Below are 25,983 nucleotides of genomic sequence, written 5' to 3' on the forward strand. Positions count from 1 at the left end.
ACCCTACGTCGGGGAAATCTGTCTCAGTCCGCCGGGGCGACGGCCGGTGCGGACCGCATACGGGCACAGGCGTCGACCAGCCACTCCTCCACCTCGTCCAGCTCCCGGCCGGCCGCGGCCGCCTTGGTGACGGCGCGGGCGGCGGTCTGCGCGGTGAGCGCGCGGGCCGGGACGTCCAGCTGCGGCCAGGGGTCGCCGTCGGGCGGCACGGCCGGGCCGCCGGCGGCGCGGTAGGCGGTGAGGAAGCGGTGCCAGGCACCGGGGTCGAGCATCCCCACGGCGTACCAGGCGGCGGGGCGGGCCAGGTCCCAGACCGGCGGGCCCGCGCCGAGGTCGTCCACGTCGATCAGCAGCCAGGGGCTGCCCGGGGCGGGGTCGCGTATCAGCTGGCCGAGGTGGAAGTCACCGTGGCAGAGGCGTGCGGGTCCCGGCGCGGGCGCCTCGCCCCGGGCCCACGGCGGGAGATCCGCCCAGGCGTCCAGCACCGGGCCGGCGGCGGGGTGGCGCGGGGCGGTGTCGCTCAGGAGCGCGACGGCGCGGGCGGCCTTCTCGGGTCCGCGCACGGGCGGCACGGTCTCGGGGAGCGGGGCGCGGTGCAGGCGGGCGAGGAGGACGCCCGCCTCCTCCAGGGGGCGGCGTCCGGGTCGTCCGGGTCCACGGGCGTGCCGTACGGCCAGTACGTGACCGGGCGGCCGTGCAGTTCGGCGGGGGCCGGTGCGAGCGGGGGGAGCAAAATGCCGGGGAGCCGGGCGGCGACGGCGAGCCGGAGGCCCAGCTCCGCGGGGTCGGTGCCGGGGGCGTGCGCCTTGGCCACGGCGGCGGCGTGCCGGACGACGGTGGCGTCCTCGCGGTGGGCGAGGGTGGCCGCGGCGCAGGGGCAGGCGGGGTCGCGGGCGTGGGCCGCCTCCGTGGCGCGGGCGGTCAGGGCGGGGAGGAGGTCCTCGGTCACGGGGTGAGGCTACGCGGGCCCGCCGGGGGCGTGCCGGGCGCGAGCCGGGGGCACGCCGGGCGCCGGGGGAAAAGCAATGCCGGCGCAGCTCCCCAGCTGCGCCGGCATCTTGCCGTCCGCCGCACCCCCGTCCCCACGGGGTTTCATGGGTGGATGTCCCCGCCCGGACCGCTCTTCCGGGCCTGGGGTCGCTGGATCAGCGCCCCAGCATCTCGCCCACGGACGACGCCTGTGTGGTCACCGTCTCCCACCCGTCGAAGACGAGGAGGAGCAGGACCGCCAGGGGCAGGGCCATGAGCGTCGCCACCAGCGGGTGCCGGCGGCCCTGGCCGCGATCCCGCGTGCGGAGCAGTGTCCGCGGTGCCGTGTACGCCATGGTCCCTTCTCCTGACCGTTTCTGTTGTCCTTGGCAGCGGCGGGCGTCCGACCTCGGGGGACGAGTGCTGCACCCGCCGCTTGACCTCAAATCTAGGGTGCCTGCGCTTCCGCCACGTCATGCCCTCGTACCGATCGGTGGGCCTCCCCGAGGATGAGCGGGGCTACGCGCCGTACTCCCCTGGGTGGAGACGGCGTCCTACGCCTCGGGGACATCCCCGAGGGGACGGCCGGCGCGGCCCGCTCCCTCCGAGGTGTCCTGGCGCGGGACGGGCTGCTCCACCAGGGCGAGCACCCGGTTCGCCATGAAACGCGCCGTGCGCACCACAGCCCCGGTTCGGGTGACTTCGCTCACTTCGACCACCCCTCGTCGCACCGCCGTCTCGACCCTGCGCCCCGCCCGCGAGGCCACCACCTCGTACGTACGCGTCGTGTCCCCCGCGTCCACGACGATCTCGACCCTGTCACCCTTCACGCGATCAATCCCCCTTCGCTGTCGGGTGGTTGGGACCGGACGGGCCCGCCCTCGCGCGAACCCGGCCTGCTCACGCGCTCCCTGACCACTCTTCAAGTGTCCCACCGCCCACTGACAATCCGCCGAACGCGGAGGGCGCGGCCTCTGCGCACGGACGGCTGTGGAAACGTAAGCTGTGGCACGTCACAGGACCGGGCAGCGGGGATGAACATGGCGATGATGCGCCTGAGGCGCGAGGACCCGCGCGTCGTCGGCTCTTTCAGGCTTCACCGACGGCTCGGCGCGGGCGGGATGGGCGTGGTCTATCTGGGCTCCGACAAGAAGGGGCAGCGGGTCGCGCTGAAGGTCATCCGCCCCGATCTGGCGGAGGACCAGGAGTTCCGCTCACGGTTCGCCCGCGAGGTCTCGGCGGCCCGGCGCATCCGCGGTGGCTGCACGGCCCGGCTGGTCGCCGCCGACCTGGAGGCCGACCGTCCCTGGTTCGCCACCCAGTACGTCCCCGGCCCGTCGCTGCACGACAAGGTCGCCGACGAGGGTCCGCTCGCCGCCGCCGAGGTGGCCGCCGTGGGCGCGGCGCTCTCGGAGGGGCTGGTCGCGGTGCACGAGGCCGGTGTGGTGCACCGGGACCTCAAGCCGTCCAACATCCTGCTGTCCCCGAAGGGGCCGCGGATCATCGACTTCGGCATCGCCTGGGCCACCGGCGCCTCGACGCTCACGCACGTGGGCACGGCCGTCGGGTCGCCCGGCTTCCTCGCGCCCGAGCAGGTGCGGGGTGCGGCCGTCACGCCGGCCACGGACGTGTTCTCGCTGGGCGCCACGCTCGCGTACGCGTCGATGGGCGACTCGCCCTTCGGGCACGGCAGTTCCGAGGTGATGCTGTACCGCGTGGTGCACGAGGAGGCCCAGCTGCAGGGCGTCCCCGACGCGCTGGCCCCGCTGGTGCGGGCCTGTCTGGCGAAGGACCCCGAGGAGCGGCCGAGCACGCTGCAACTGTCGCTGCGGCTCAAGGAGATCGCCGCGCGGGAGGCACAGGGCCTCGCCGACGTCCGGCCGCCCGCGCCGCGCACCCCCGAGTCCGAGCGGGCGAGCGCACGCCTCGCCGACACCTACCCCGATCGGGACGCGCGCCGGCAGGGGGGCAGGGCCACGTCCCCGCGCGACGGTTCCGCCTCCCGTGGCGGCGGCCCGTCGTCCTCACGGGGCGGCAGGAGCGTGCCCCCGTCCCGGGGCGGCGGGTCCGAGCGGAACGGAGCGCCCCGCCAGGGCACGCCGGCCCGCCCCAGGCCGCGCACCGGCACGACGTCCCGCAACGGAACCCGCCCCGGCACCGGCACGGGCGGCCGCCGCCCGTCCCCCCGCACCGGCTCGGGCCTGCGCCCGGCCAATCCGCGGCTGCTGCGGCAGCGGCTGTTCGTGTTCGTGGTGGTGACGCTGGTGGTGGCGTTCGGGATCGCGCTGGTGCAGGGGTGCCAGGGGCCGTCCTGAGGGACGCCTCGCCGTGCGGTGGGGGGCGTCTGCCCCGGGCGGGCTGCGGCGGTGTGATTGCCGTAGCGGCTCAGCGGGCCGGGGCTGATGGACGCCTTGCGGGGACACGCTCGCCTGGTCGGCGGGGGTCCGGCGCCCGGCGGTTGTGGAGGGGAGCCGCTCGTTGGCCATCCGGCCGGAGGGGCGCCCGCACGTTTCGGTACGGGGAGCCGATTGCCCGGTCGGCGGGCGTCCGGCGCCCCGAACTTGGAGCGGGACTGCACGCCCCTCACCCGGCCGGAGGAGCGCCCACCCGTCCTGGTGCGTGAAGCCGCTCGCCCGGTCGGAAGGCGTCAAGCGCCCGGCCCTGGAGCGGGGATCCTCGCTGCTCACCCAGCCAGAGGGGCGCCAACCCGTCTCGGTGCGAGGAGCTGATCGGCCGGTCGGTAGCCCTGGACCGCCTTGCCGGCCCAGGCAAGCGACCTGCTGAGCGGCCGGCAGGCGAAGGCGCTCACCCGTCCGAGAGGCCGGAACAGGCAGCCGTCCGGCGGGTTCGGGTCGCCGTCCGTTCAGTGGGGCGGAGCCATCGGCCCCGTCCGGCAGGGACCGGCCGCTGTCCCCTCCGAGGGGCGGGACAGCGCACGCCGGTCAGAAGGGCGGAGCCCCCTACTCCTGCGGCCGGCCCGCCGTCACCGCGTAGAAGGCGACCGCCGCTGCCGCGCCCACGTTGAGGGAGTCCACGCCGTGGGACATCGGGATGCGTACCCAGGTGTCGGCGGCGGACAGGGCGCGGCGGGACAGGCCGGTGCCCTCCGCGCCGAGCATCAGGGCGACCCGGTCCATGCGGTGCGGGGCCGTCTCGTCGAGGGTGCGGGCGCGGTCGTCCGGGGTGAGGGCGAGCACGGTGAAGCCCGCGTCCTGCACCGTCGTCAGGTCCTTGGGCCACGTCTCCAGGCGGGCGTACGGCACGGAGAAGACGGCGCCCATGGAGACCTTGACGCTGCGGCGGTACAGCGGGTCGGCGCAGTCCGGGGAGAGCAGGACAGCGTCCATGCCGAGGGCGGCGGCCGAGCGGAAGATCGCGCCGATGTTGGTGTGGTCGTTGACCGACTCCATGACGACGACGCGGCGGGCCGTGCGGAGCACGTCGGCGGGCTCGGGCAGCGGACGGCGCTGCATGGAGGCAAGCGCGCCGCGGTGCACGTGGTAGCCGGTGACCTGTTCGGCGAGCGAGGGCTCCACGACGTACACCGGGGCGTCGGAGCGGTCGATGACGTCCCGCATGACGTCGACCCACTTCTGCGTCAGCAGCATGGAGCGCATCGTGTACCCGGCGTCCCCGGCGCGTCGGACGACCTTCTCGCCCTCGGCGATGAACAGGCCCTCGGCGGGTTCGCGGCGACGGCGCAGCTCGACGTCCGTGAGGTTCGTGTAGTCGTGCAGGCACGGGTCGTCGGGGTCGTCGACGGTGATGATCTCGCCCATGTCAGGCGGCCGTCCCGTCCGGGCCGACGGCCACGACGTCGCCGATGACGATGACCGCCGGCGGCTTCACCTCCTGGGCGACGACGGTCTCGGCGACCGTGGCGAGGGTCGCGTCGACGCGGCGCTGGGCGGCGGTGGTGCCCTCCTGGACGAGGGCGACCGGGGTGTCCGGGGACTTGCCGTGCGCGACGAGGGTCTCGGCGATCCGGCCGATCTTGTCGACGCCCATGAGGATCACCAGGGTGCCGGTCAGCTTGGCCAGCGAGGGCCAGTCGACCAGGGAGCGTTCGTCGTCGGGGGCGACATGGCCGCTGACCACGGTGAACTCGTGCGCCACACCGCGGTGGGTGACGGGGATGCCGGCCGCGCCGGGCACGGAGATGGAGCTGGAGATGCCGGGGACGACGGTGCAGGGGATGCCGGCCTCGGTGAGGGCGTGCAGTTCCTCCATGCCGCGGCCGAAGACGTACGGGTCGCCGCCCTTGAGGCGGACCACGGACTTGCCCTGCTTGGCGTGCTCGATCAGCGCGTTGTTGATGGCCTCCTGGGCCATGAACCGGCCGTACGGGATCTTCGCCGCGTCGATCACCTCGACGTGCGGCGGGAGTTCGGCGAGCAGGTCGCGCGGCCCGAGCCGGTCGGCGATGACGACGTCGGCCTCGGCGAGCAGGCGTCGGCCGCGCACGGTGATGAGGTCCGGGTCGCCGGGGCCGCCGCCGACGAGGGCGACGCCCGCGGTGCGGGTGCGGTGGTGCGGGGCGACGAGGGTGCCGTCGCGCAGTCCCTCGACCACGGCGTCGCGGATGGCGGCGGTGTGCCGGGGGTCGCGTCCGCGCGCGTCGGTGGTGAGCACCGCGACGGTGACGCCCTCGCTGTGGCCGGTCGCCGGAGTCCAGGCCGTGGCCTGGTCGGCGTCGTCGGAGCGGACGCACCAGACGCGGTGGTGCTCCGCCTCGGCGGAGGCCGCCGCGTTCGCGTCGGGGTCGCTGGTGGCGATCAGCGCGTACCAGGCGTCGGCGAGGTCGCCGTCGGCGTACGGACGGCGGTGCCAGGTGATCTCGCCGGCGTCCGCCATGGCCTCCACGGAGGGGGTGGCCTCGGGGGACACCAGGTGGATGTCGGCGCCGGCGGCGATCAGGGCGGGGAGGCGGCGTTGGGCTACCTGGCCGCCGCCGAGGACGACGATCCGGCGGCCGGTGAGGCGGAGGCCTACGGGGTAGGCGGGGTGTTCGGCCATGCGGGACGGCTCCTCTTGCGGCGTGCGGTAGCCCTGACGTGCGAATTTTAAAGGGGCCGGGGTTCTGGCGGGTCCGGTGTCCGGTGGGTGGGCAGGGGGACGCCGGGTGCCGGCTGTGGGGTGGTCGTGCCCACCCGTTCCGCCTGGGGGTACCTCCCAGGCCCTTAAGGCGCTGGGGGAGGAACGACTGCCCACGACCACCCGGCGTGTGCCCACGACCACCCCAGGCCTCGATGAGGCGCCTTCTACTTCTCCGTCACGCCCGCCGAGTCGAAGGTCGCGACCTCGTGCATGGCGCGGGCCGTGCTCTGGACCAGGGGGAGCGCGAGCAGGGCGCCCGTGCCCTCGCCGAGGCGCAGGTCGAGGTCGACCAGCGGGCGCAGGCCCAGCTTGTTGAGCGCGGCCACGTGGCCGGGCTCCGCGCTGCGGTGGCCGGCGATGCAGGCCGCGAGGACCTCGGGCGCGATGGCCCGGGCGACCAGCGCGGCGGCGCCGGCGCTGACGCCGTCCAGGATCACCGGCGTGCGCAGCGACGCACCGCCGAGCAGCAGGCCGACGATGGCCGCGTGTTCGAAACCGCCGACCGCGGCCAGCACGCCGAGCGGGTCGGACGGGTCCGGCTGGTGCAGCTCCAGCGCGCGGCGCACCACGTCGGTCTTGCGGGCGAGGGTCTCGTCGTTGATGCCGGTGCCGCGGCCGGTGACCTCCGCCGGGTCGGCGCCGGTGAACACGGAGATGAGGGCCGCGGACGCGGTGGTGTTCGCGATGCCCATCTCGCCGGTGAGCAGGGCCTTGTTGCCGGCCGCGACCAGGTCGCGGGCCGTCTCGATGCCCACCTCGACGGCCTGCTTGGCCTCCTCGCGGGTCATCGCGGGCCCGGCGGTCATGTCGGACGTGCCGGCGCGGATCTTGCGCGGCAGCAGGCCGGGCGTGGCCGGCAGGTCGGCGGAGACGCCCACGTCAACCACGCAGACCTCGGCGCCGACCTGGGCGGCGAAGGCGTTGCACACCGCTCCCCCGCCGAGGAAGTTCGCCACCATCTGCGCGGTGACCTCCTGCGGCCAGGGGGTGACGCCCTGGGCGTGCACCCCGTGGTCGCCGGCGAAGATCGCGACGGCCGCGGGCTCCGGGATCGGCGGCGGGCACTGCCGGGACAGCCCCGACAGCTGGGCGGAGATGATCTCCAGCATGCCGAGCGCTCCGGCCGGCTTGGTCATGCGCTTCTGGCGCTCCCAGGCCTCGCCGAGCGCCTTGGCGTCCAGCGGGCGGATCTGCGCGACGGTCTCTGCAAGCAGGTCGTGGGGGTCCTCTCCGGGCAGGGCGCGGCGGCCGTACGTCTCCTCGTGCACCACCCACGACAGGGGGCGGCGCTTGGACCAGCCGGCCTGCATCAGCTCGGGCTCGTCCGGGAATTCGTCGACGTAGCCGACGCACAGGTAGGCGACGACCTCCAGGTGCTCGGGCAGGTCCAGGGCGCGGACCATCTCGCGCTCGTCGAAGAAGCTGACCCAGCCGACGCCGAGCCCTTCGGCGCGGGCGGCGAGCCAGAGGTTCTCCACGGCGAGCGCGGAGGAGTACGGCGCCATCTGCGGCTGCGTGTGGCGGCCGAGGGTGTGGCGGCCGCCGCGGGTGGGGTCGGCGGTGACGACGATGTTCACCGGGGTGTCGAGGATGGCCTCGATCTTCAGTTCCTTGAACTGCTTGGCCCGGCCCTTGGGCAGCGTCTTGGCGTAGGCGTCGCGCTGACGCATCGCCAGTTCGTGCATCCGGCGCCGGGTCTCCTCGGAGCGGATGACGACGAAGTCCCAGGGCTGCGAGTGCCCGACGGAGGGCGCGGTGTGGGCGGCCTCCAGGACGCGCAGCAGCACCTCGTGCGGGATGGGGTCGCCACGGAAGCCGTTTCGGATGTCCCGGCGCTCGCGCATGACCTTCAGCACGGCCTCGCGCTCGGCGTCCGCGTAGCCGGGGGCGGCCGGTCCGGCGGGCTCCGCCCGCGGGGCGGGCTCGGGTTCGACGCCGACGCCCTGGGTGTCCATGTCGTCGGCGTTCTGCGCGACCTCGGCCTCGGCGTCGGCGGCGGGCGCCGGCGGTACGACGGCGACGGGCGCCTGGTCGTCCACGGGCACGGCCGGGGCCTCCGCGGGGGCGGCCGGGGCCTCCGCGGGGGCGGTCTCGGCGGGCGCTTCCTCGGGGACGGTCACGCCCTGCGGCGGGGTGGGGGCGAGATGGGGCGCGGTGGGCACGGTGCCGTCCACGGGGACGAACCGGCCCAGCGACTCGTCCGCCTGCGGCTCGAGCGGCAGGGTGCCGGGCAGCGGGGTCGCGTGCGCGGGCGTCTGCTGGGGGCCCTGCACGGCGTCGGGGGCGGTCGGAGGCTCCGGGGTCGCCCGGGGCTCGACCGGGGTCGCGGTTCCCGGGGCGGGCTCGGGAGCCGGAGGGGTCTCCGCGGCCGGGTCCGCCGCGGGGGCCGCGGCTTCCGGCGCGGGCGCCTGGTCCGTGGCCTGCTCCTGCTCAGGGGCCTGTTCCTGATCCGGGACCGGGGCGGCCACGGTCGCCGGGTCCTCGGCGGCCGGTACGGCGGTGTCGACCGCCGGTACGGCGGCGTCGGCGGCCGGGGCCTCCGGCGCCTGGGCGCCCTGCGCCGCTACGGCATCCGGCACCGGCGCGGGTTCCGGCGCTTCCGGCGCCTCCGGTGCGGGAACGGCCTCGGGCGCGAGGGTTTGGGCGACAGGGGCGTCCTGCGGCACGTCGGCAACGGCGTCGACGTGGGCCGGGGCCTCCGGCGTACCGGCGGTCTCGTCAGCGGGCGCCTGCGGCGCGGCGACGTCGGCCGCCTCGGCGACAGCGGCCTGGGCGGCGGCGTCCTGCCCGTCCGCCACGACGGCCTCCGGCGCCTGGGTCTGCTCGGGCACGACCACGGCCGCCCCGGTGTCCTGCGGCTCCTGAGCGACGGGCTCCTGAGTGACAGGCTCCGGGCCGACAGGCTGCTCCTGGACGGCCGACACCTCCGGAACCACAGCCTCCTGCGGCCCCTCCGCGCCCTCGCCCTCAGCCACGGGCACGTCACCGTGCCCCACCTCACCGGCGTCCGGCGCGTCCGGCACCACAGCGCCCACCGGCGCCGCGTCAGCAGCAACGTCCACCGGCACCGACGCCCCAGCGTCACCGCCCGAGTCGCCACCGCCCGCGTCGCCAACGCCCGCGTCACCACCAACCACCGCGTCCCCGGGCGCACCCGGGCCCGGCACCACCGGCGCGACCGGCGCGGCCTGCTCCTCGTGAGCCGCCGCAGGCGTCTGCTCGCCCTCGGGGGCGACCGCCGTGCCGACCGCCTGGGTGGCGACCCGGGCGACGGCCGCCTGGGCCGCGTCCGCGAGCGCCGCGGCCGGAGCCGCCGCGCCCTGGGCCACCCACGGCGTGGCGTGCGAAGACGCCGCCTCAGGCGTGCGCGGGACGTCGAGGTACTCCGGGCCGAGGGTCGGCGGGCCCGGCTGGCGGGCGGGCAGGTCGGCGGGGCCGCGGTCGGCGAGGGAGCGGACCGGGCTCGCGGACAGGTCGGGCAGCGGCGGGCCGAGGTGCAGCGGACGGCGCGGCGTGGCCGGAGCCGCGGACGGCGCAGGCGCGGGCGCCGGCTGCTGCGGCTCGGGCGGGCGGACGCCGCCGAGGTCGACGGAGCCGCTGTCGCGGCCGTCCGTCTCGTGCGGGCCCGGCTGGTGGACGGTCTCGACGACCGGCGCGGGCGCGGGCGGCGCGATCTCGTTGCCCCAGGCGCCCTGGGCGCCCGGCAGCAGCAGGTCTACGTCCTCGGCGGGACTGTCGGAGAGGTAGGTGTACGCGTCCGGCGCGGTGACGCCCGGCTGCTCCACCCTGCCTGCGTTCTCCGGCAGTCCCTCGCCCGGGACCTGGCCGGTGTCGGTCATGCGTACCCCTCGCCCATCGGTTAGTGCTCCTACGACCAGCTCACCCGGAACGGCGCACCGACCGCCCCACACTGAAGAACGAGCGTGCGTCCCCAGCGGCACGAACGGCCCGCCCGGAAAAGGCGACAAAGCCATTCACTGGCATTGTCGCGGGCGCACCGCCGTCGCGTCAGCTTGATCGGCGACGGTTCCGCTGTGGACTGCGCCACGTTGCGCGTCCTCCGGTTCCTGCCGTACCACGACCCACCCCAAAACGGGCGCGCTTTTTGGACATTGGCCGACGAAGCGTCGGGTGACCAGTGCGGTACAACGATCGGCCAGCCTACCGCGCGCGGTAAGACAAACCGATCACGGGGACGGCAATGCGGCTCAGCGGCCTCGGGCGGGCAGCACCCCGCTGAGCAGGAACGCGACGCTCCGTTCCTTCTCCGTCCAGGCCCGCGTGTCGAGTTCGACGGACTGGAGCAGGGCGCACTCGACGCGGTAGCCGTGTTCCGTCAGGTTCCGGCCGATCAGTTCCGCGGCGTCGCGGGTGGCGGCGTGCGTGACGATGCGCTGCGGGCGGCGGTCGGCCACGGCGGAGACCACGGCCGCTCCCCCGCCGCCGACCCGGACCACGTCGGGTTCGGGGAGGTTCTCCAGGACCTGCGGCGCGGTGCCGTGGACGATCTGCATCTGGACGCCGTGGCGGCGCGCGGCGGCGTCGGTGCGGGCGCAGGCGTCCCGGTCGCGGTCGACGGCGATGACGGCCGCCCCGGCCCGTGCGGCGTCGGTGGCGAACGCGCCGGAGCCGCAGCCGATGTCCCAGACGAGGTCGCCCAGGCCCGGCCCGAGGCGGGCGAGTTGGCCGATGCGGACGGGCTCCCGCTCGCCCTCGCCGAGGTCGCCGCCGTACTCCCCCGCGGGCAGCGTCCAGCCGCGCGGTCCGGCGGAGGGGTCGCGTCCGGCGATCCAGCCGGCGGTGTCGCCGGCGGCCACCGGGCCGCCGATGACGATGACCACGTTGGGGTCGCGCCAGGTGTGGTCGGCGGCCTTGTCGGAGGTGACGACAGTGACCTGTTCGCGCTCGGTGCCGAGTTCCTCGCAGATGACGAAGGAGCGGTGCACGCCCTCCATCAGCAGGCCGAGTTCGGCGGGTCCGGCGCCGGGCGAGGTGAGCACCGCCACCTTGGTGTGGGCCCGGCACACGTTCACCGCGCGGCGCAGGGTGCGCGGGTGGGCGACGACCACCTCCGCGTCGTCCCAGGGCATGCCGGCCCGGGCGAAGGCGGCGGCGACCGAGGAGACGGCGGGCACGACCTCGACCTCCAGGCCGAACTCCGGCGCGCGCAGGGTGCGTACGACGCCGAAGAAGCCGGGGTCGCCGTCGGCGAGCACGACGGCCGTGCCGCGGTGCGCGGCGATACGGCGGGCGGCGAGGGAGACGGAGCCGAGGCGGATGCGCTCGGCCGCGGCGGGCACCTCGGGGAGCGCCAGGTGGTGTGCGGCGCCGGCGACCAGCGTGGCGGCGCCGAGTGCGGCGCGTGCCGCGTCGGTGAGCGGCGAGCCGTCCCAGCCGATCACCGTGACCCGGTCGGCCATCGTCGTCAGTCTCCTGGGGTTCGCGCAGGTCGTCGTCGGCTGTTCCGCCCGGAGGCGGTCTGCTGAGATTACCTGGTGCGGTCACGGGCCGCTTCGCCGGTGTGGTCCGCCGGACGCCCCTCGGACTCAGTTCCAGTCGGTGTAGCCGGGGAAGCCTCCGCTGTCGGCCAGTTGTCCGTCCGCGCCCTCGATGTCCTCGGGCAGCAGGCTCCACACGATGTAGTCGGTGCGCACCTCGCTCCAGCCGCCGTCCTCGCCGCGGACGCGGGCTATGCAGGCGTTGCGCAGCACGCCCTCGCTGATGCAGCCGATCTTCTGGGCGACCTGCTGGGCGGCGGTGTTGTCGGCGGCGGTGCGCAGCTCGACGCGCTGGAGTTTCTGGTCGCCGAACAGCCACTGCGCCGTGGCGAGGGCGGCCTCGGAGGCGTAGCCCTCGCCGCGCGCCCAGGGGGCGACGATGTACGACAGCTCGGTGGAGCGCACGTGCCAGTTGGTGCGGGTGAGCCGGATGAGGCCGACCAGGCGCTGGGTGAGGAACTCGGCGACGGCGAGGTCGAGGCCGTGCCCCGCGGCGCGCTCGGCGGGCGCGTACTCGGTGATCCAGGTGCGGGCGGTGTCCTCGGTGAACGGCTGCGGGACGGCGGTCCAGGCGCCCACCTGCTCGTCGCTCATCATCGCGGCGAGGGCGGGGACGTCGTCCGCGTCGAGGGGACGCAGCACCAACCGCTCCGTGCTGAGGGAGATGTCGGGGAAGGTGCTCGTCATGCGTGGCTCCGTAACCTGAGAGACCGTCGGGTGCTGCTGAACTGCCCAGCATGCAGCATGAAAGCACCGGAACGCACGACGGGGTCCTCCCCCGTCGCCGAGCGGCGCGGAGTCGGACCCCGTGGCGGGTGTCGCGGTGCGGTGAGGGCGGACCGGAACGGACCGGAGCGGATCAGAAGGAGGGGAGCACCGAGCCGGCGTAGGTGTCCTCGATGAACTTCTTCACCTCGGGCGAGGTGAGGAGCTTCGCGAGCTTCTTGACGCGCGGGTCGTCCTCCTGGCCCTCCTTGACGGCGAGGAGGTTGCTGTTCGGGTTGTCCTTGGCCTTCTCGAGGACCAGGGCGTCCTCGGCGGGCTTCAGGTCGGCCTCGATGGCGTAGTTGCCGTTGACCACGGCGGCGTCGACGTCGTCCAGGGAGCGCGGGGTCTGGGCGGCCTCGAGCTCCTTGAAGGTGAGCTTCTTGGGGTTCTCGGTGATGTCCGCGGGGGTCGCCGAGGTGCCGACGCCGTCCTTGAGGGTGAGCAGGCCGTTCGCGGCGAGCAGCTGGAGGGCGCGGCCCTCGTTGACGGTGTCGTTGGGGATCGCGATCGTCGCGCCGCTCTTCAGCTCGTCGGCCTTCTTCACCTTGTGCGAGTAGAGGCCGAGCGGCTCCAGGTGCACGTCGACGACCGACACGATGTGGGTGCCGTTCTTCTTGTTGAAGTCGTCGAGGTAGGGCTGGGTCTGGAAGTAGTTGGCGCCGACCGAGCCGTCCTCCGTCGCGGTGTTCGGGGTGACGTAGTCGGTGAACTCCTTGACCTCGAGGTCGAGGCCGGCCTTCTCGGCGAGGTTGTCCTTCACGAAGTTCAGGATCTCGGCGTGGGGCACGGGGCTCGCGGCGACGACCAGCGGGCCGGAGGTGTCGGAGGCGGCGTCCTGGTCCGCGCCGCAGGCGGTGAGCCCGAGGGTGAGGGCTCCGGCGGCGAGGACGGCGGTGGTGATCTTGGCGGTGTTACGCACGAAAAGCGCCTTTCCTTGGGTGGTGCGACCCCGTCTTGGTGCACGGGGAGTCCGGGGAGGGGGGCCGGGCGGCCCGGCCGGCGGCTACGCGACCTTGCCGACGTCGGCGGTGGCGGGCTCGCCGCTCTTCAGCAGCCGCAGCCTCGGACCGGGTCCGGAGCGGGCGCCGCGGCGGTGCAGGGCGCGGGCGGCGAAGTCGCCGGCGAACTGGATCAGCGAGATGGCCACGGCGAGGACCGCGACGGTGATCCACATCAGGCCGGTCTCGAAGCGCTGGTAGCCGTAGCGGACGGCGAGGTCGCCGAGTCCGCCGCCGCCGACGGTGCCGGCCATGGCGGAGTAGCCGATGAGCGCGATGACCGTGGTGGTGGTGGAGGCGATCAGCGAGGGCAGCGCCTCGGGGACGAGGACCTTGCGGACGATGGTCCAGGTGTTGCCGCCCATCGCCTGCACGGCCTCCACGAGCCCGTGGTCCACCTCGCGCACGGCCGTCTCGACGAGCCGCGCGAAGAAGGGGATGCCGCCGATGGCGAGCGGCACGATCGCGGCCTCGCTGCCGATGGTGGTGCCGGTGACCCAGCGGGTGAAGTTCATCAGGGCGACCATGAGGATGATGAACGGCAGCGAGCGGCCGATGTTCACGATCTGCCCGATGACCTTGTTCACCACGGTGTTCTGGAGCAGTCCGCCCTTGTCGGTGAGGACCAGCAGGATGCCGAGCGGGAGGCCGCCGACGACGGCGATCAGGGTGGACCAGCCGACCATGACCAGCGTCTCGGTACAGGCCTGTTCCAGCAGCGGCTGCATCTCGGACCAGGTCACTTGGCACCCTCCTTCACCAGCGCGGGCTCGTCGTGGCCGACGACGTCGATCTGCAGGCCCTGCTCGCGCAGGAAGCCGATGGGCACGACGTTGTCCTCGTAGCGGCCGGGCAGTTCGATGCGCATGCGGCCGACCTGGAGTCCGCCGACGGTGTCGATGGCGGCGCCGAGGATCGATATGTCGATGTTGTAGGTGCGCGAGAGCTGGGAGATGACCGGCTGGGTGGCGCTCTCGCCGTGGAAGGTCACGTCGAGGACGGTGCGGTCGTCGCCGCTCGCCTCGCCGCCGACGGGGAACAGCGCGGCGGCGAGTTCCGAACCGGGGGTGGCCAGCAGGTCGGCGACCGTGCCGGACTCGACGATGCGGCCCTTCTCCATGAGGGCGGCCGAGTCGCAGACCGACTTCACGACGTCCATCTCGTGCGTGATGAGCAGGACGGTGAGGCCGAGCTGGCGGTTGAGGTCGCGCAGCAGCGTCAGGATCGAGCGGGTGGTCTCCGGGTCCAGGGCGCTGGTGGCCTCGTCGGAGAGCAGCACCTTGGGGTCGCCGGCGAGGGCGCGGGCGATGCCGACGCGCTGCTTCTGGCCGCCGGAGAGCTGGGCGGGGTAGGCCTTGGCCTTGTCGGCGAGGCCGACGAGGTCGAGCAGTTCCAGCGCCTTGCGGGAACGTTCCTTCCCCGACGTGCCGAGGATCTCCAGCGGAAGTTCGACGTTGTCCTGCACGGTGCGCGAGGACAGCAGGTTGAAGTGCTGGAAGACCATGCCGATGCGGCTGCGCGCCTGGCGGAGCTCCCGGCCGGCGCGGGGGCCGCGGCCGGCGAGCGCGGTGAGGTCCTGGCCGGCCACGGTCACGGTGCCGGAGGTGGGACGCTCCAGCAGATTGACGCAGCGGATGAGGGAGGACTTGCCGGCGCCGGACTGGCCGATGACGCCGTAGACCTCGCCTTCGCGGACGTGCAGGTCGACGCCATCGAGGGCGGTGACCTCGCGGCCGCGTGAGCGGTGAGTCCGATAGACCTTCGTGAGGCCCGAGGTGGTGATCACGTGGGTTTCCGTCACTGTCGAGTGCGCGGCGCGTCGTGGGCGCCGGGCACGGGCATGCAGGGAAGGGCGGCAGGGCGGCACGGATCCCGCGGACATGCGGGGGTCCGGAAGGAAACGTGCGCGGGGCGTGGCTCGGTCGCGCGTGCGGGGCACGCGGGCGGACGTGAGCCGGCTCTCGCTTCGGGGCGCGAGGCTCAGGCGGTGCGGGGGCCCTCTAGCAGGCGCGCATTCGGCGCGGACACATACAACGAGCACCGGGCGTCATGGTCGCCTCGGTCGCAGGGGTGCGGTCGCTCGTCGTGGTCATGCGGTCAGTAAAGCAGACGTTCACTGCTGAACGGACCCGGCCGTCCGCATAGTGGACGGCCGTGGACACGCGCAGCCGCACGTCAGGGCCGTACGGAGATCTCGATCCCGGTGCCGGTGACCAGTGCGGACAGGGCCGACAGGTCCGTCACCACCAGGTCGGCGGTCAGCTCCTCGGCACGGTGGGTTGTGGCCAAGGCCACGGTCGTCATGCCGGCGGCGCGGCCGGCCTGGAGCCCGGCGGGGGCGTCCTCGAAGACGACGCAGTCGGCGGGGTCGACGCCGAGCGTGCGGGCGGCGAGCAGGTAGGGCTCGGGGTCGGGCTTGCCGCGGGTGATGTCGTCGGCGGCGATCAGGGTCTTGGGCAGGATGCCGACGGCCGCGAGCCGGGCCTCGGCAAGGCGCCGGGTGGCGGAGGTGACCACGGCCCAGCGCTCGGCGGGCAGTCCGGCGAGGAACTCCTCGGTCCCGGGCAGGAGACGGACCCCGCCGTCGGCGACGTCCTCCACCTCCAGGTCCTCGATGCGCGCGACGGCCTGCGGCACGACATGGGCGGGCAGCAGGTCGGCGGCTATCTCGGCGGCCGGCCGCCCGTGCAGCTCCACCCGCGCGAAGTCCTCGGCCGTGAGCCCGTACTCCACGGCCCACCGCGTCCAGCAGCGGTTGACGGACTCCAGGGAGGAGACCAGGGTCCCGTCGTTGTCGAAGAGCAGGGCACGCGCATGAATGGTCATGCCATCGACCATACGGTCCCGCCGGACGGGGCCGGATCCGGCCGTGGCGCATCATGACGGCATGAGACCCGAGGTGAGCGCCTTCGTGGCGGACGGACCGCTGCCCGGCGAGGAGACCGGGGAGGAAGCCGAGATCGACCGCAGGGCGCGGCAACTGGACGCGATCCCGCGCCCGTTGAGCCTCGCCGAGGCGGAGGCCCTGGCCGGCTGTTTCGGGCCGGACGACTGCTACGGGCTCGCCTGGACGATGGCCCGTCTGATCGAGACCGCCCCGGGTCCGGTGCGCACGCCGGCGCCGGCGCCCGGCGGGGGCGCGCACGCGCGGATCCACAGATGGGCGGTCGCCGCCGGACTCGTCACCGAGGGCCCCGGGCCCGTTGCTCGCGGGGGCGGGGACGGCGGGGCTTTTCCGGCGTAATAGGCTCCCTGCCATGCTGGATGTCCTGACCGTGGTGACCGCTGTCGCCGCGCTGCTGCTCGCCGCCTGGTGCGGCTGGGCCGCCTACCGTGACCAGCCGACGAAGGACTGGCACTTCATCGGCATGGCCGTGGTGACGCTGCTGGCGCTGGTGCAGCTGGTGGTCGGGATCGTGCAGCTGGCCCGGGGCGAGAAGCCGGAGCAGGGCACGACGATCTTCGTGGCGTATCTGCTGGGCTCGTTCGCCTGTGTCCCGGCGGCAGGCTTCCTGTCGCTGGGCGAGCGCTCCCGCTGGGGATCGTTGACCGTCGCCGCGAGCGGCGTGGTGCTGGCCGTGCTCGAGGTGCGGCTGTTCGACATCTGGGGAGGCTGAGATGACCGCGACCCACAAGAGGCCGGGGCGGACCCGGCTGGCGAGCGGGCCCGGACTGCTGCTGGTCTGGCTGTACGGGGTGATGGTGGTGGGCGCCGTGTCGCGCTCGGCCTACCAGATCGCCACCGAGTTCGACCGCGCGCCGCTCGCCTACACGCTGTCCGCGCTGGCCGGCGTGGTCTACGGCTTCATCACGTACACGCTGGTGCGCGGCGGGGAGAGGGCCCGCAGGGCGGCGCTGGTGTGCTGCGCCGCCGAGCTGGTGGGCGTGCTGACCGTCGGCACCTGGACGCTGGTGGAGCCGTCCGCCTTCCCCGACGCCACCGTGTGGTCCGACTACGGGATGGGCTATCTCTTCATCCCGGTGCTGCTGCCGCTGACCGCCGTGTACTGGCTGCGCCGGGCGCGCGTCGAGGAGCCGGCCGCCTGACGGGCGGCGGCCGGCCGGTCCGTCGCGGACGCTCGGTCAGGCGGTCGTCGCGTACGTCTCCGCCGTCTTCTCCAGCACGATCATCGGTACGCCGTCGGCGCCGCGGGACGTGCCCACGCGCTGGTAGCCGACCTTGCTGTAGAGGCGGAGGTTGCTCTCGCTGCGGTGACCGGCGTGCAGCCGGAAGGTGCGGGCGCCGCGCTCGCCGGCGAGGGCCGCCTCGGCCGCCTTGAGCAGCCGGGCGCCGATGCCGTGGCCCTGGAGACGGGGGTGGACGCAGAGCTTGCCGATCGCGGCGGCGCCGTCCTCGGTGATCCTGCCGTGCACCGACCCGACGATCTCGTCGCCGAGACGCGCGACGAACACGCAGTCCCCGGCGACCTCCTCGCGGACCGAGTCGAGGGTCTGGACCAGGGGATCGATGCGGTAGTTGCCGTAGAGGGCCGCCTCGCTCTGGAAGCACAGGTACTGCAACCTGAAGATCTGCTCCGCGTCCTGCTCGGCCGCCGCAGAGATGGTCACGCTCATGCCCATGTGCGCACGCCTCCCGCTCACCTGATCACCTGTTGTCCCTCACTCCTATCCCCGTCCTCAGCCCGCCGCAACCTCCGCCGCGAGTAAACGACGCAGACATCCCAGGCATCTGGAGCGTTCCGGGCCGAGACTGCCCTGTGAGATACCCAACTCCCCTGCGATTTCCCGGTATGTCGGATCGTGCGGGGACAGCAGCGCGGCGAGCAGGCCGGGGCAGCGGCCGGGGAGCCTGCGCACCGCGTCACGCAGGGCGCGGCGGCGGGCGGCGGCGAGCGCGAGCCGTTCCGGGTCGTGCCGGCCGGCGTCGGCGGGTTCGCGGGTCAGCGCCGTCTCACGGCGGGCGGTACGGCGGACGCGGCGGGCCTCCGCGCGGACCGCGCGACGCAGCCACAGCGGCGGGTCGTCCGGCGGTCCGTCACGGTGGAGCCGCTCGAGGAGCCGGAGCCAGACCGCCTGTTCCAGGTCGCCCGGTTCGGCGCCGCCTCCGGACGCCTCGGCGGCGGCCTCCGCGACGAGCAGCGGACCGAGCAGCGCCATCAGGCGCGGCACGGCGACCAGGTCGTGGGCGAGCGGCGGGTCGTACGCGAGCGGCGGGTCGGTTGTCCTCACACGCGCAACGACCCGTCCGCCCCGGGCGGGGTTGCCCGGGACGGACGTACCTCACCCCTTCCGGGGCGGGGCGGGTCAGCGGTTGACGAAGTCCTCGCGGGCCAGCAGCCCGGTGTCCGGGTTGTCGGTGAAGACGCCGTCGATGCCGGTGGCGAAGTAGACGCGGTAGGCGCCGAAGACGTCGCCGTAGGCATCGGGGTCGGAGCCCTTGCGGAACTCCGCGGACAGGAACGGGTTCTCGTTGCGCATCGTGTACGGGTGCAGGATCAGGCCCGCGCGGTGGGCGTCACGGACCAGGGTGGTGGGCTCGGTGAGCCGGCCCGAGGCGTCGCGCGGGATGACCAGGTCGAGCGTGGGGCCGATGCCCTGCGCGTAGGAGGCGATCTCCTTCAGACCCTTGGGGGTGACGAGGTCGGCCGTGGTGCGCGGGTCGCCGGTCTCGACGAAGTCCCAGGGGCGGCTCGCGGCGTCGGACAGCAGCACCACCAGCGGGTTGTCCACGAGCTTGCTCAGGCGCCGGACGCTGGTCGGCTCGAACGACTGGAGGATCACCGGCGAGTTCCCGCGGTCCTTGCGGTGCTTGCGCAGCAGTCCCACCACCCGCTCCTCCAGGCCGAGGCCCAGCTTGCGGAAGTAGGTGGGGTGCTTGAGCTCGGGGTAGATCCACACCTGCTTGCCGCGCGCACGGGTCTGCTCGTCCTGCCAGCGCAGCGCCTCCTCGAAGGTGGGGATCTCCCAGCGGCCGTTGTACAGGGTGTTGTGCGGGCGGTTGGCGGGGATGCGCTCCACCGCCCGCAGCCGCTTGAGCTCGGCGAGCGTGAAGTCCTCGGTGAACCAGCCGGTGACCTGGACGCCGTCCAGCGTCTTCGTGGTGCGGCGGCCGGCGAACTCGGGGTGGTCGGCGACGTCGGTGGTGCCGCCGATCTCCGGCTCGTGCCGGCAGACGAGGTGGCCGTCCTTGGTGGCCACCAGGTCGCCGGCCTCGACGATGTCGGCGCCCATGTCGAGGGCGAGCTGGTACGAGCCGAAGGTGTGCTCGGGCCGGTAGCCGCTGGCGCCCCGGTGGCCCACGATCGTCGGCACGGGCAGGCCGCTCAGGCCCCGGCCGCGTCCCCGCGCGGGCCCGTGTCCGGTGTTCGGGACCGCGCCGGCCGTGCCGCCGAGTCCGAGGACGGTGCCGCCCGCGCCGAGGACCGCCGCCCCGAGCAGGGCCCGCCGTCCGGTCCCGCTCGCCTGTTCGTTCGACTCCCGTGTCGCCATGAACGCCTCCTGTGTCGGCTGGTGCGGTGCGGGCCGATCGTAGGTGCGCACGGTTGACGCGGGGGAGGCATCGAGCCGAACAGACGGGTGGTGTCGCGTGACGTACGCCCTCCTGTGTTTGACGTACGTCTGTCGTATTCCGGGGGTGATGTGATGGGGCGTCCGGTTCGCTCCGGGGGGTGCGGGTACCCGGCGGGGCGCGGGCCTGGGCGAGCTGCGTCACAGCGTGACGGTCGCTTTCCCGTCGCACGCGGGCGCGGGCGCGCAGGTGGACCCGGGTCAAGAGACCGCAAGACCTCGGTCAACTGCCACGAGCCCGATGTGCGCGACTCCCCGGACCGCGAGTAATGTCCTCACCTGCACAGACTCATACGGCATTCGTCGACGTCCGCTTCCCACCGGAGGGCCCGTTGTCCCGCTTCGCGCTCATCAAGGCAGTGCTCGGTCCGATCATGCGCCTGATGTTCCGCCCACGGGTGGAGGGCGCGGAGCACATCCCGGGCGACGGTCCGGTGATCCTGGCCGGCAATCACCTCACGTTCATCGACTCGATGATCCTTCCGCTGGTCTGCGACCGGCAGGTCTGCTTCATCGGCAAGGACGAGTACGTCACCGGCAAGGGCCTCAAGGGCCGTCTGATGGCGTGGTTCTTCACCGGCGTCGGCATGATCCCCGTCGACCGTGACGGCGGCCGGGGCGGGGTGGCCGCACTCATGACCGGGCGCCGGGTGCTGGAGGAGGGCAGGGTCTTCGGCATCTACCCCGAGGGCACCCGCTCCCCCGACGGCCGCCTGTACCGCGGCCGCACCGGCATCGCCCGGCTGACGCTGATGACCGGCGCGCCGGTGGTGCCGTTCGCGATGATCGGCACGGACAAGCTGCAGCCGGGCGGGGCGGGGCTGCCCCGGCCGGGGCGGGTCACCGTGCGGTTCGGTGAGGCGATGGAGTTCTCGCGGTACGAGGGGATGGACCGCGACCGGTACGTGTTGCGGGCGGTCACCGATTCGGTGATGGCGGAGGTCATGCGGTTGTCGGGGCAGGAGTACGTGGACATGTACGCGAGCAAGGCCAAGGAGGCCGCGTAGGTGTTCGGCCGGGCCGCGGTTGCCGGTTCCCTGCGGGTAAGTGGGGGCTTGTCGCGCAGTTCCCCGCGCCCCTTGCGGGTGTGACTGCGGGGCTTGTTGGTCAGGTGTTGGGGAGCTTCTCGTCGCGGAGCATGAACCACGCCGCCGCTGACGCCGTCAGGAGGACCGCCGCTCCTGCTCCCGCTGCCAGGGTGAGGCCGTTGACGAACGCGTCGCGGGCCGCTTCCAGCATGGGTTCCGCGGCGGAGGCGGGCATGCGGGTCGCCGCTTCCACCGCGCTGCCCAGGGACTCGTGCGCGGTGGCCGGGGTGCCCGGTGGGGCGGGGAAGTCGCGGTAGACGCCCGTGACGATGGAGCCCAGGACGGCGATGCCCAGGGCCGCGCCGAGTTCGTACGCCGTCTCGGAGACGGCGGAGGCGGCGCCCGCCTGTTCCTTGGGGACGCTCGAGAGGATCACGTCCGCCGTCACCGTGAACGAGAAGCCCGCGCCCGCGCCGACCACCAGCAGCGCCGCGCCGAGCAGCGGATAGCCGGTCGACCGGCCGATGACCGTGAGAGCGGCCAGGGCCAGGCCGATCGCCGCCAGGCCGCCGGCGACGACCGAGCGCACCGAGAAGCGGCGGGCGGTCCGGCCGGCGATCAGACCGGCCGCCACCGCGCCGATCGCGGCGGGCAGTTCCGCGAGACCCGCCTCGAACGGGCGTCGCCCCTGGACCAGTTGCAGGTACTGGGAGAGGAAGAACACCAGGCCGGACAGGCCGAGGACGGTCAGCAGGTCGGCGAGCACCGCCCCGCTGAAGCCCCGGCTGCGGAACAGCCGCATGTCCAGGAGGGGCTTCGGGAGGGTGAGCTGGCGGCGGACGAACAGGTACAGCGCCGTCGCGCCCAGCAGGCCCGCGGCCAGGGCGGACGCGGCGGGGCCGTGGCTGGCGGTCTCCTTCACCGCGTAGACCACGCCGATCATGCCGGCCAGGGACAGGGCCACGCTGGTCAGGTCCCACGGGCCCGGTTCGGGGGTGCGGGACTCCGGCAGCAGCTTGATGCCGACGACCACCAGGACCGCCATGACCGGCAGGTTGATCAGGAAGACCGAGCCCCACCAGAAGTGCTCCAGCAGCAGCCCTCCGAGGATCGGTCCGACCGCCGTGCCGGCGGACGCGGTCGCGCCCCAGATGCCGATGGCGAGGCTGCGCTCACGCGGGTCGTGGAAGAGGTTGCGGATCAGGGCGAGGGTGGCCGGCATCAGCGTGGCCCCGGCGACGCCGAGCAGGGCGCGCGCCGCGATCATCACCTCGGGCGTGTGCGCGTAGGCGTTGAGGATGGAGATCAGGCCGAAGGCGGCGGCGCCGTACAGCAGGATCCGCTTGCGGCCCATGCGGTCGCCGAGGCTGCCCATCGACACGAGCAGTCCGGCGAGCACGAAGGAGTAGACGTCGCCGATCCACAGCAACTGGGAGCCGGTGGGTGAGAGGTCCTCGCTGATGTACGGGGTGGCGAGGCCGAGGACGGTCGCGTCGACGGCCACCAGCAGGACGGCGAGCACGAGGACCGACAGGGCGAGCCAGCGGCCGGGGCGGCGCGCTTCCTCGGTCGTGGTCCGCGGCCGTATGGCGCTGGTCATGATTCCTTCCTCGACGCCGGTTCCTCCGGGCGTCGTACGCCGCCGAGCAGCAGCTCGACGATCATGTGGGTGAAGTCCTTGGGGGCGACCCTGCCTTCCGCCACCGCCCAGGCGGCGGAGGCGAGCAGGCCGTAGAGGGCCTCGGTGAGCCAGGCCGGGGTGAGGTCGATGCGGAACTCGCCGCTCGACTGGCCGCGCCGGAACAGCGCGGCGACGCCCTCGTCGATCCTGGTCCAGCCCTCGTTCTGCTCCTCGCCCTCGAACAGCTGGTTCTCGGAGTAGAGGAAGGCGAGCAGGCCCGCGTGCGGCTCGATCTCGGCGACCAGGCGCCGTACGGCGTCGGTCGCGGGCCCCTCGTCGGTGCGGGCGGCGGCGAGGGCGGCCTCGCACTCGGCGATGCCCAGTGCTTCCAGGGCGCGGACCAGCGCGTCCCGGCCGGCGAACTGCCGGTGCAGGGTGGCGCGGCTGATCCCGGCGGCCCTGGCGACCTCGTCCATGGTCGCGGTGGACTTACGGGTCAGCAGGGCCGCGGCGCTGCGCAGCACATGGTCTCGGTCGACAGCCATGAGACGACGGTACCGCATGTGAGACATCTTTGTCTCATTCGGGGTGTGGGCGTCTCAGAGGATGCGCGCTCCGACGCGGTGGCTGTCAGTGCCAGGGCAGCGTGCCTCGGTGCTGCCAGTACGCCTCCGGGGTCTCCGCCAGCGGGGCCAGGCGGGCGAGCTGGTCGTCGGTGAGGTCGACGGCCGCCGCGTGGAGGTTGGAGGCCAGCTGGACCGTGGTCGCCGCGCCGGACAGGACGACGCCCGTCCAGGGCAGGCGGAGCACGAAGGCGAGCGCGACCGCGTCGCAGCCCAGGCCGGTCTCCTCGGCGACGGCGCGCAACGGCTCGGGGGCGTGCGGTCCGGCCAGGCGGCCGTTGGCCATGCCCTCCTTGACGATCACGGTGAGTCCGGCGTCGTGGGCCTCGGCCAGCGCGGGGCCGGCGGAGGTCTCCAGGACGTTGTAGGTGGACTGCACCGTGCGGAAGAGGGGTTCGCCGTCGACGGTGACGGCGAGGGCCGCGCGGACGGCGTCCGCCTGACGGGGGCCGCTGGTGGAGAAGCCGACGGTCAGGCCCTGCGCCGCCGCCTCGGCGAGGCGGGCGTGCAGGTCCTTGTCGGTGAGGGCCGGGCTGTCCGGGGTGAGCGAGTGGATCTGGTAGAGGTCGAGGCGGTCGCCGAGGATCGCGTCGGTCTCGGCGCGCTGGCGTTCGTACGCGGCGAGGGAGTGGTCCTTGACCTCGTGCCGCTCGGCGTCGGTGGTCCAGCCGGCGGTGTAGGTGTAGCCCCATTTGCTGCCGACGACCACGTCGGTGACGTCGGGGCGGCTCGTCAGCCAGTCCGCGAGGAACTCCTCGCTGCGGCCGTAGGAGCGGGCCGCGTCGATGTAGCGGACGCCCTGGGCGTAGGCGGCGTCGAGGAGTTCGTGGGTGCGGGTGCGGAGGTTCTCGACCGTGCGGTCGTGGCTGTCGCCGAGGTCGGCGGCTCGGTCGAGGGTGATGTAGCCGGGGCGGCCCACCGCGGCGAGGCCCAGGCCCAGGTGGGCGGTGGGGGTGGTGGCGGTGGCCAGGCGGGCGAAGGGCATGTCGACTCCGTCGGTTGGCTACGGTTCGGCGGTGCCCAAGGTAACCCGGGGGGTGGTTTGCCCTGTGCAGGGCGGGGCTGTTTTGCGCAGTTCCCCGCGCCCCTGGAGGGGGGGTGGTCCCCTCCGGGGCGCGGTACGTGCGGCGGCGTGGGGGTTTCTCGCGCAGTTCCCCGCGCCCCTGGAGGGGGTGGTCCCCTCCAGGGGCGCGGTACGTGCGGCGGCGTGGGGGCTTGGCGCGCAGTTCCCCGCGCCCCTGGGGAGGGTGGTCCCCTCCGGGGCGCGGTGCGTGCGGCGGCGTGGGGGCTTGGCGCGCAGTTCCCCGCGCCCCTGGAGGGGCGCGCCCCTCAGGGGTGCTGTGCCTTGGCCCAGTTGTGTTGGAGGGAGACGTTTTCCTTCAGCTCTGCCAGTTGGACCGCCACCGCGCTGGGGGCCGTGCCGCCGCGGCCGTTGCGGGAGGCCAGGGCGCCGGGGACGTCGAGGACCGTGCGGACCTCGGGCGTCAGGTGGGCGGAGATCTTCGCGAACTCCTCGTCCGTGAGGTCGTTGAGCTCCTTGCCCTCCGCCTCGGCGACCTTGACGCACTCGCCGGCGACCTCGTGGGCCACCCGGAAGGGCACGCCCTGCCGGACCAGCCACTCGGCGATGTCGGTGGCGAGGGAGAAGCCGGCCGGGGCCAGTTCCTCCATCCGCTCGCGGTGCACGGTGAGGGTGGCCATCATCCCGGTGAACGCGGGGAGCAGGATCTCCAGCTGGTCGATCGAGTCGAAGACCGGCTCCTTGTCCTCCTGGAGGTCGCGGTTGTACGCGAGCGGGAGGGCCTTGAGCGTGGCCATCAGGCCGGTCAGGTTGCCGATCAGGCGGCCGGACTTGCCGCGCGCCAGCTCGGCGATGTCCGGGTTCTTCTTCTGCGGCATGATCGACGAGCCGGTGGAGAAAGCGTCGTGCAGGGTCACGAAGGAGAACTCCTTCGTGTTCCAGATGATGATCTCCTCGGCGATCCTGGAGACGTTCACGCCGATCATCGCGGTGATGAAGGCGAACTCGGCGACGAAGTCCCGGGAGGCCGTGCCGTCGATGGAGTTGGCGGCGCTGCCGTGCTCGAAGCCGAGGTCCTTGGCGACCGCCTCCGGGTCCAGGCCGAGGGAGGAGCCCGCCAGGGCGCCGGAGCCGTACGGCGACACCGCCGTGCGCTCGTCCCACTGGCGCAGCCGCTCGGCGTCCCGGGAGAGGGACTGGACATGGGCGAGCACATGGTGGGCGAAGAGCACCGGCTGGGCGTGCTGGAGGTGCGTGCGGCCGGGCATCGCCACGTCCGGGTGGGCCTCCGCGAGCCCCACCAGCGCGTCCTGGAGGTCGGCGATCAGACCGCCGATGATGCGGGCGTGGTCGCGCAGGTACATCCGGAAGAGGGTGGCGACCTGGTCGTTCCGGGAGCGTCCGGCGCGCAGCTTGCCGCCGAGGTCGGGGCCGAGCCGCTCCAGCAGTCCGCGCTCCAGGGCGGTGTGGACATCCTCGTCGGCGATGGTGCCGGTGAAGGCGCCGGAGGCGACGTCGGCCTCGAGCTGGTCGAGCCCTTCGAGCATGCGGGTCAGCTCGTCCTCGGTGAGCAGCCCCGCCGTGTGCAGCACGCGCGCGTGGGCGCGGGAGCCGGCGATGTCGTAGGGGGCCAGCCGCCAGTCGAAGTGGACGGACGCGGACAGCTTCGCCAGGGCCTCGGCGGGACCGTCGGCGAACCGCCCGCCCCAGAGCCGTACGTCACCGCTGCTGCTGCTCACTACCTGTGCTCCTCAAGGAAGGTGATGTACAAACGCGCCCCGAAAGGGGCGCGGGGAACTGCGCGATCAACCACGACGGACCCGCAGTTCCCC

General features: G+C 73.7%; 23 protein-coding genes and 1 pseudogene. 5 read left to right on the plus strand and 19 right to left on the minus strand.

The window, feature by feature from the left end:
• Window positions 1–23: 23 nt before the first annotated feature.
• The 3 genes and pseudogenes from ACFOSY_RS26270 to ACFOSY_RS26280 all read right to left on the minus strand — a co-directional run bounded on the left by ACFOSY_RS26270 (window position 24) and on the right by ACFOSY_RS26280 (window position 1,799).
• A pseudogene (locus ACFOSY_RS26270) lies at window positions 24–949 on the minus strand (phosphotransferase family protein).
• 196 nt (window positions 950–1,145) lie between these two features.
• A complete protein-coding gene (locus ACFOSY_RS26275) occupies window positions 1,146–1,325 on the minus strand; it encodes a hypothetical protein (protein WP_006130392.1) in 180 nt (59 codons plus the stop codon).
• A gap of 198 nt (window positions 1,326–1,523) precedes the next feature.
• The gene (locus ACFOSY_RS26280; protein WP_006130393.1) at window positions 1,524–1,799 is read right to left on the minus strand and encodes a hypothetical protein; all 276 of its coding nucleotides are present in this window, start codon (window positions 1,797–1,799) and stop codon (window positions 1,524–1,526) included.
• Window positions 1,800–2,003: 204 nt separating this feature from the next.
• Between ACFOSY_RS26280 and ACFOSY_RS26285 the strand changes: the two genes are divergently transcribed.
• On the plus strand, window positions 2,004–3,284 hold the full coding sequence (locus tag ACFOSY_RS26285; protein WP_394311223.1) for a serine/threonine-protein kinase: 1,281 nt from the start codon (window positions 2,004–2,006) through the stop codon (window positions 3,282–3,284).
• 645 nt (window positions 3,285–3,929) lie between these two features.
• On the opposite strand, the gene ACFOSY_RS26290 is transcribed toward ACFOSY_RS26285, so the two are convergent.
• From ACFOSY_RS26290 to ACFOSY_RS26330, 9 genes are all read right to left on the minus strand, one after another.
• Window positions 3,930–4,748 (minus strand): TrmH family RNA methyltransferase, encoded by an 819-nt coding sequence (locus ACFOSY_RS26290; protein ID WP_394311226.1) that lies wholly within the window; start codon window positions 4,746–4,748, stop codon window positions 3,930–3,932.
• Window position 4,749: 1 nt separating this feature from the next.
• Window positions 4,750–5,985, minus strand: a complete 1,236-nt coding sequence (gene cobA / locus ACFOSY_RS26295) for a uroporphyrinogen-III C-methyltransferase (protein ID WP_394311228.1) — start codon at window positions 5,983–5,985, stop codon at window positions 4,750–4,752.
• Window positions 5,986–6,230: 245 nt separating this feature from the next.
• Window positions 6,231–9,905 carry a nicotinate-nucleotide--dimethylbenzimidazole phosphoribosyltransferase gene (gene cobT, locus ACFOSY_RS26300; protein ID WP_394311231.1) on the minus strand — a complete coding sequence of 1,225 codons (3,675 nt, stop codon included), beginning with the start codon at window positions 9,903–9,905 and terminating at the stop codon, window positions 6,231–6,233.
• 369 nt (window positions 9,906–10,274) lie between these two features.
• The gene (gene cbiE, locus ACFOSY_RS26305) at window positions 10,275–11,486 is read right to left on the minus strand and encodes a precorrin-6y C5,15-methyltransferase (decarboxylating) subunit CbiE (RefSeq protein WP_394311233.1); all 1,212 of its coding nucleotides are present in this window, start codon (window positions 11,484–11,486) and stop codon (window positions 10,275–10,277) included.
• Between the two features lie 126 nt (window positions 11,487–11,612).
• Window positions 11,613–12,251: a GNAT family N-acetyltransferase gene (locus ACFOSY_RS26310; RefSeq protein WP_394311236.1), complete on the minus strand. Its 639-nt coding sequence runs from the start codon at window positions 12,249–12,251 to the stop codon at window positions 11,613–11,615.
• Window positions 12,252–12,423: 172 nt separating this feature from the next.
• The gene (locus ACFOSY_RS26315) at window positions 12,424–13,251 is read right to left on the minus strand and encodes a MetQ/NlpA family ABC transporter substrate-binding protein (RefSeq protein ID WP_369155104.1); all 828 of its coding nucleotides are present in this window, start codon (window positions 13,249–13,251) and stop codon (window positions 12,424–12,426) included.
• An 84-nt stretch (window positions 13,252–13,335) separates the two neighbouring features.
• Window positions 13,336–14,073 (minus strand): methionine ABC transporter permease, encoded by a 738-nt coding sequence (locus ACFOSY_RS26320; protein WP_394311239.1) that lies wholly within the window; start codon window positions 14,071–14,073, stop codon window positions 13,336–13,338.
• On the minus strand, window positions 14,070–15,116 hold the full coding sequence (locus ACFOSY_RS26325) for a methionine ABC transporter ATP-binding protein (protein WP_394311241.1): 1,047 nt from the start codon (window positions 15,114–15,116) through the stop codon (window positions 14,070–14,072). Before ACFOSY_RS26325 ends, ACFOSY_RS26320 begins: the two co-directional genes overlap by 4 nt.
• 389 nt (window positions 15,117–15,505) lie before the next feature.
• Window positions 15,506–16,156: an HAD family hydrolase gene (locus tag ACFOSY_RS26330; RefSeq protein ID WP_394311244.1), complete on the minus strand. Its 651-nt coding sequence runs from the start codon at window positions 16,154–16,156 to the stop codon at window positions 15,506–15,508.
• Window positions 16,157–16,217: 61 nt separating this feature from the next.
• Between ACFOSY_RS26330 and ACFOSY_RS26335 the strand changes: the two genes are divergently transcribed.
• Genes ACFOSY_RS26335 through ACFOSY_RS26345 form a run of 3 tightly spaced genes read left to right on the plus strand, consistent with a single transcriptional unit; the run spans window position 16,218 to window position 17,377 of the window.
• Window positions 16,218–16,574 carry a hypothetical protein gene (locus tag ACFOSY_RS26335; RefSeq protein WP_394311246.1) on the plus strand — a complete coding sequence of 119 codons (357 nt, stop codon included), beginning with the start codon at window positions 16,218–16,220 and terminating at the stop codon, window positions 16,572–16,574.
• Between the two features lie 13 nt (window positions 16,575–16,587).
• Window positions 16,588–16,947 (plus strand): hypothetical protein, encoded by a 360-nt coding sequence (locus tag ACFOSY_RS26340; RefSeq protein WP_394311248.1) that lies wholly within the window; start codon window positions 16,588–16,590, stop codon window positions 16,945–16,947.
• A gap of 1 nt (window position 16,948) precedes the next feature.
• On the plus strand, window positions 16,949–17,377 hold the full coding sequence (locus tag ACFOSY_RS26345) for a hypothetical protein (RefSeq protein WP_394311250.1): 429 nt from the start codon (window positions 16,949–16,951) through the stop codon (window positions 17,375–17,377).
• 36 nt (window positions 17,378–17,413) lie between these two features.
• Here ACFOSY_RS26345 and ACFOSY_RS26350 read toward each other — a convergent pair whose 3' ends face one another.
• From ACFOSY_RS26350 to ACFOSY_RS26360, 3 genes are all read right to left on the minus strand, one after another.
• Window positions 17,414–17,911: a GNAT family N-acetyltransferase gene (locus tag ACFOSY_RS26350; protein ID WP_394311513.1), complete on the minus strand. Its 498-nt coding sequence runs from the start codon at window positions 17,909–17,911 to the stop codon at window positions 17,414–17,416.
• 57 nt (window positions 17,912–17,968) lie between these two features.
• Window positions 17,969–18,448 carry a sigma-70 family RNA polymerase sigma factor gene (locus ACFOSY_RS26355; protein WP_394311516.1) on the minus strand — a complete coding sequence of 160 codons (480 nt, stop codon included), beginning with the start codon at window positions 18,446–18,448 and terminating at the stop codon, window positions 17,969–17,971.
• A gap of 147 nt (window positions 18,449–18,595) precedes the next feature.
• Window positions 18,596–19,780 carry a glycerophosphodiester phosphodiesterase gene (locus ACFOSY_RS26360; protein ID WP_394311252.1) on the minus strand — a complete coding sequence of 395 codons (1,185 nt, stop codon included), beginning with the start codon at window positions 19,778–19,780 and terminating at the stop codon, window positions 18,596–18,598.
• Between the two features lie 410 nt (window positions 19,781–20,190).
• On the opposite strand from ACFOSY_RS26360, the gene ACFOSY_RS26365 reads away from it, so the two are divergent.
• Window positions 20,191–20,865: a lysophospholipid acyltransferase family protein gene (locus ACFOSY_RS26365; protein WP_006132372.1), complete on the plus strand. Its 675-nt coding sequence runs from the start codon at window positions 20,191–20,193 to the stop codon at window positions 20,863–20,865.
• Window positions 20,866–20,965: 100 nt separating this feature from the next.
• On the opposite strand, the gene ACFOSY_RS26370 is transcribed toward ACFOSY_RS26365, so the two are convergent.
• The 4 genes from ACFOSY_RS26370 to argH all read right to left on the minus strand — a co-directional run bounded on the left by ACFOSY_RS26370 (window position 20,966) and on the right by argH (window position 25,890).
• Window positions 20,966–22,486, minus strand: a complete 1,521-nt coding sequence (locus ACFOSY_RS26370; protein WP_394311255.1) for an MFS transporter — start codon at window positions 22,484–22,486, stop codon at window positions 20,966–20,968.
• Complete coding sequence (locus tag ACFOSY_RS26375; protein WP_394311257.1) at window positions 22,483–23,052, minus strand: TetR/AcrR family transcriptional regulator; 570 nt, start codon at window positions 23,050–23,052, stop codon at window positions 22,483–22,485. Before ACFOSY_RS26375 ends, ACFOSY_RS26370 begins: the two co-directional genes overlap by 4 nt.
• An 85-nt stretch (window positions 23,053–23,137) precedes the next feature.
• Window positions 23,138–24,115 (minus strand): aldo/keto reductase, encoded by a 978-nt coding sequence (locus ACFOSY_RS26380; protein ID WP_394311259.1) that lies wholly within the window; start codon window positions 24,113–24,115, stop codon window positions 23,138–23,140.
• Between the two features lie 344 nt (window positions 24,116–24,459).
• The gene (gene argH / locus ACFOSY_RS26385) at window positions 24,460–25,890 is read right to left on the minus strand and encodes an argininosuccinate lyase (RefSeq protein WP_394311261.1); all 1,431 of its coding nucleotides are present in this window, start codon (window positions 25,888–25,890) and stop codon (window positions 24,460–24,462) included.
• Between the last annotated feature and the right edge of the window lie 93 nt (window positions 25,891–25,983).

Origin of the sequence: Streptomyces lusitanus, assembly GCF_042647945.1 — a bacterium.
Taxonomy (GTDB): domain Bacteria; phylum Actinomycetota; class Actinomycetes; order Streptomycetales; family Streptomycetaceae; genus Streptomyces; species Streptomyces pseudogriseolus.

Coding starts and splice junctions, on each gene's coding strand:
- ACFOSY_RS26275 (WP_006130392.1), bottom strand. CDS start 1,325: ATGGCGTACACGGCACCGCGGACACTGCTCCGCACGCGGGATCGCGGC.
- ACFOSY_RS26285 (WP_394311223.1), top strand. CDS start 2,004: ATGAACATGGCGATGATGCGCCTGAGGCGCGAGGACCCGCGCGTCGTC.
- ACFOSY_RS26290 (WP_394311226.1), bottom strand. CDS start 4,748: ATGGGCGAGATCATCACCGTCGACGACCCCGACGACCCGTGCCTGCAC.
- cobA (WP_394311228.1), bottom strand. CDS start 5,985: ATGGCCGAACACCCCGCCTACCCCGTAGGCCTCCGCCTCACCGGCCGC.
- cobT (WP_394311231.1), bottom strand. CDS start 9,905: ATGACCGACACCGGCCAGGTCCCGGGCGAGGGACTGCCGGAGAACGCA.
- cbiE (WP_394311233.1), bottom strand. CDS start 11,486: ATGGCCGACCGGGTCACGGTGATCGGCTGGGACGGCTCGCCGCTCACC.
- ACFOSY_RS26310 (WP_394311236.1), bottom strand. CDS start 12,251: ATGACGAGCACCTTCCCCGACATCTCCCTCAGCACGGAGCGGTTGGTG.
- ACFOSY_RS26330 (WP_394311244.1), bottom strand. CDS start 16,156: ATGACCATTCATGCGCGTGCCCTGCTCTTCGACAACGACGGGACCCTG.
- ACFOSY_RS26335 (WP_394311246.1), top strand. CDS start 16,218: ATGAGACCCGAGGTGAGCGCCTTCGTGGCGGACGGACCGCTGCCCGGC.
- ACFOSY_RS26340 (WP_394311248.1), top strand. CDS start 16,588: ATGCTGGATGTCCTGACCGTGGTGACCGCTGTCGCCGCGCTGCTGCTC.
- ACFOSY_RS26345 (WP_394311250.1), top strand. CDS start 16,949: ATGACCGCGACCCACAAGAGGCCGGGGCGGACCCGGCTGGCGAGCGGG.
- ACFOSY_RS26350 (WP_394311513.1), bottom strand. CDS start 17,911: ATGGGCATGAGCGTGACCATCTCTGCGGCGGCCGAGCAGGACGCGGAG.
- ACFOSY_RS26355 (WP_394311516.1), bottom strand. CDS start 18,448: ATGGCGCTGCTCGGTCCGCTGCTCGTCGCGGAGGCCGCCGCCGAGGCG.
- ACFOSY_RS26360 (WP_394311252.1), bottom strand. CDS start 19,780: ATGGCGACACGGGAGTCGAACGAACAGGCGAGCGGGACCGGACGGCGG.
- ACFOSY_RS26370 (WP_394311255.1), bottom strand. CDS start 22,486: ATGACCAGCGCCATACGGCCGCGGACCACGACCGAGGAAGCGCGCCGC.
- ACFOSY_RS26375 (WP_394311257.1), bottom strand. CDS start 23,052: ATGGCTGTCGACCGAGACCATGTGCTGCGCAGCGCCGCGGCCCTGCTG.
- ACFOSY_RS26380 (WP_394311259.1), bottom strand. CDS start 24,115: ATGCCCTTCGCCCGCCTGGCCACCGCCACCACCCCCACCGCCCACCTG.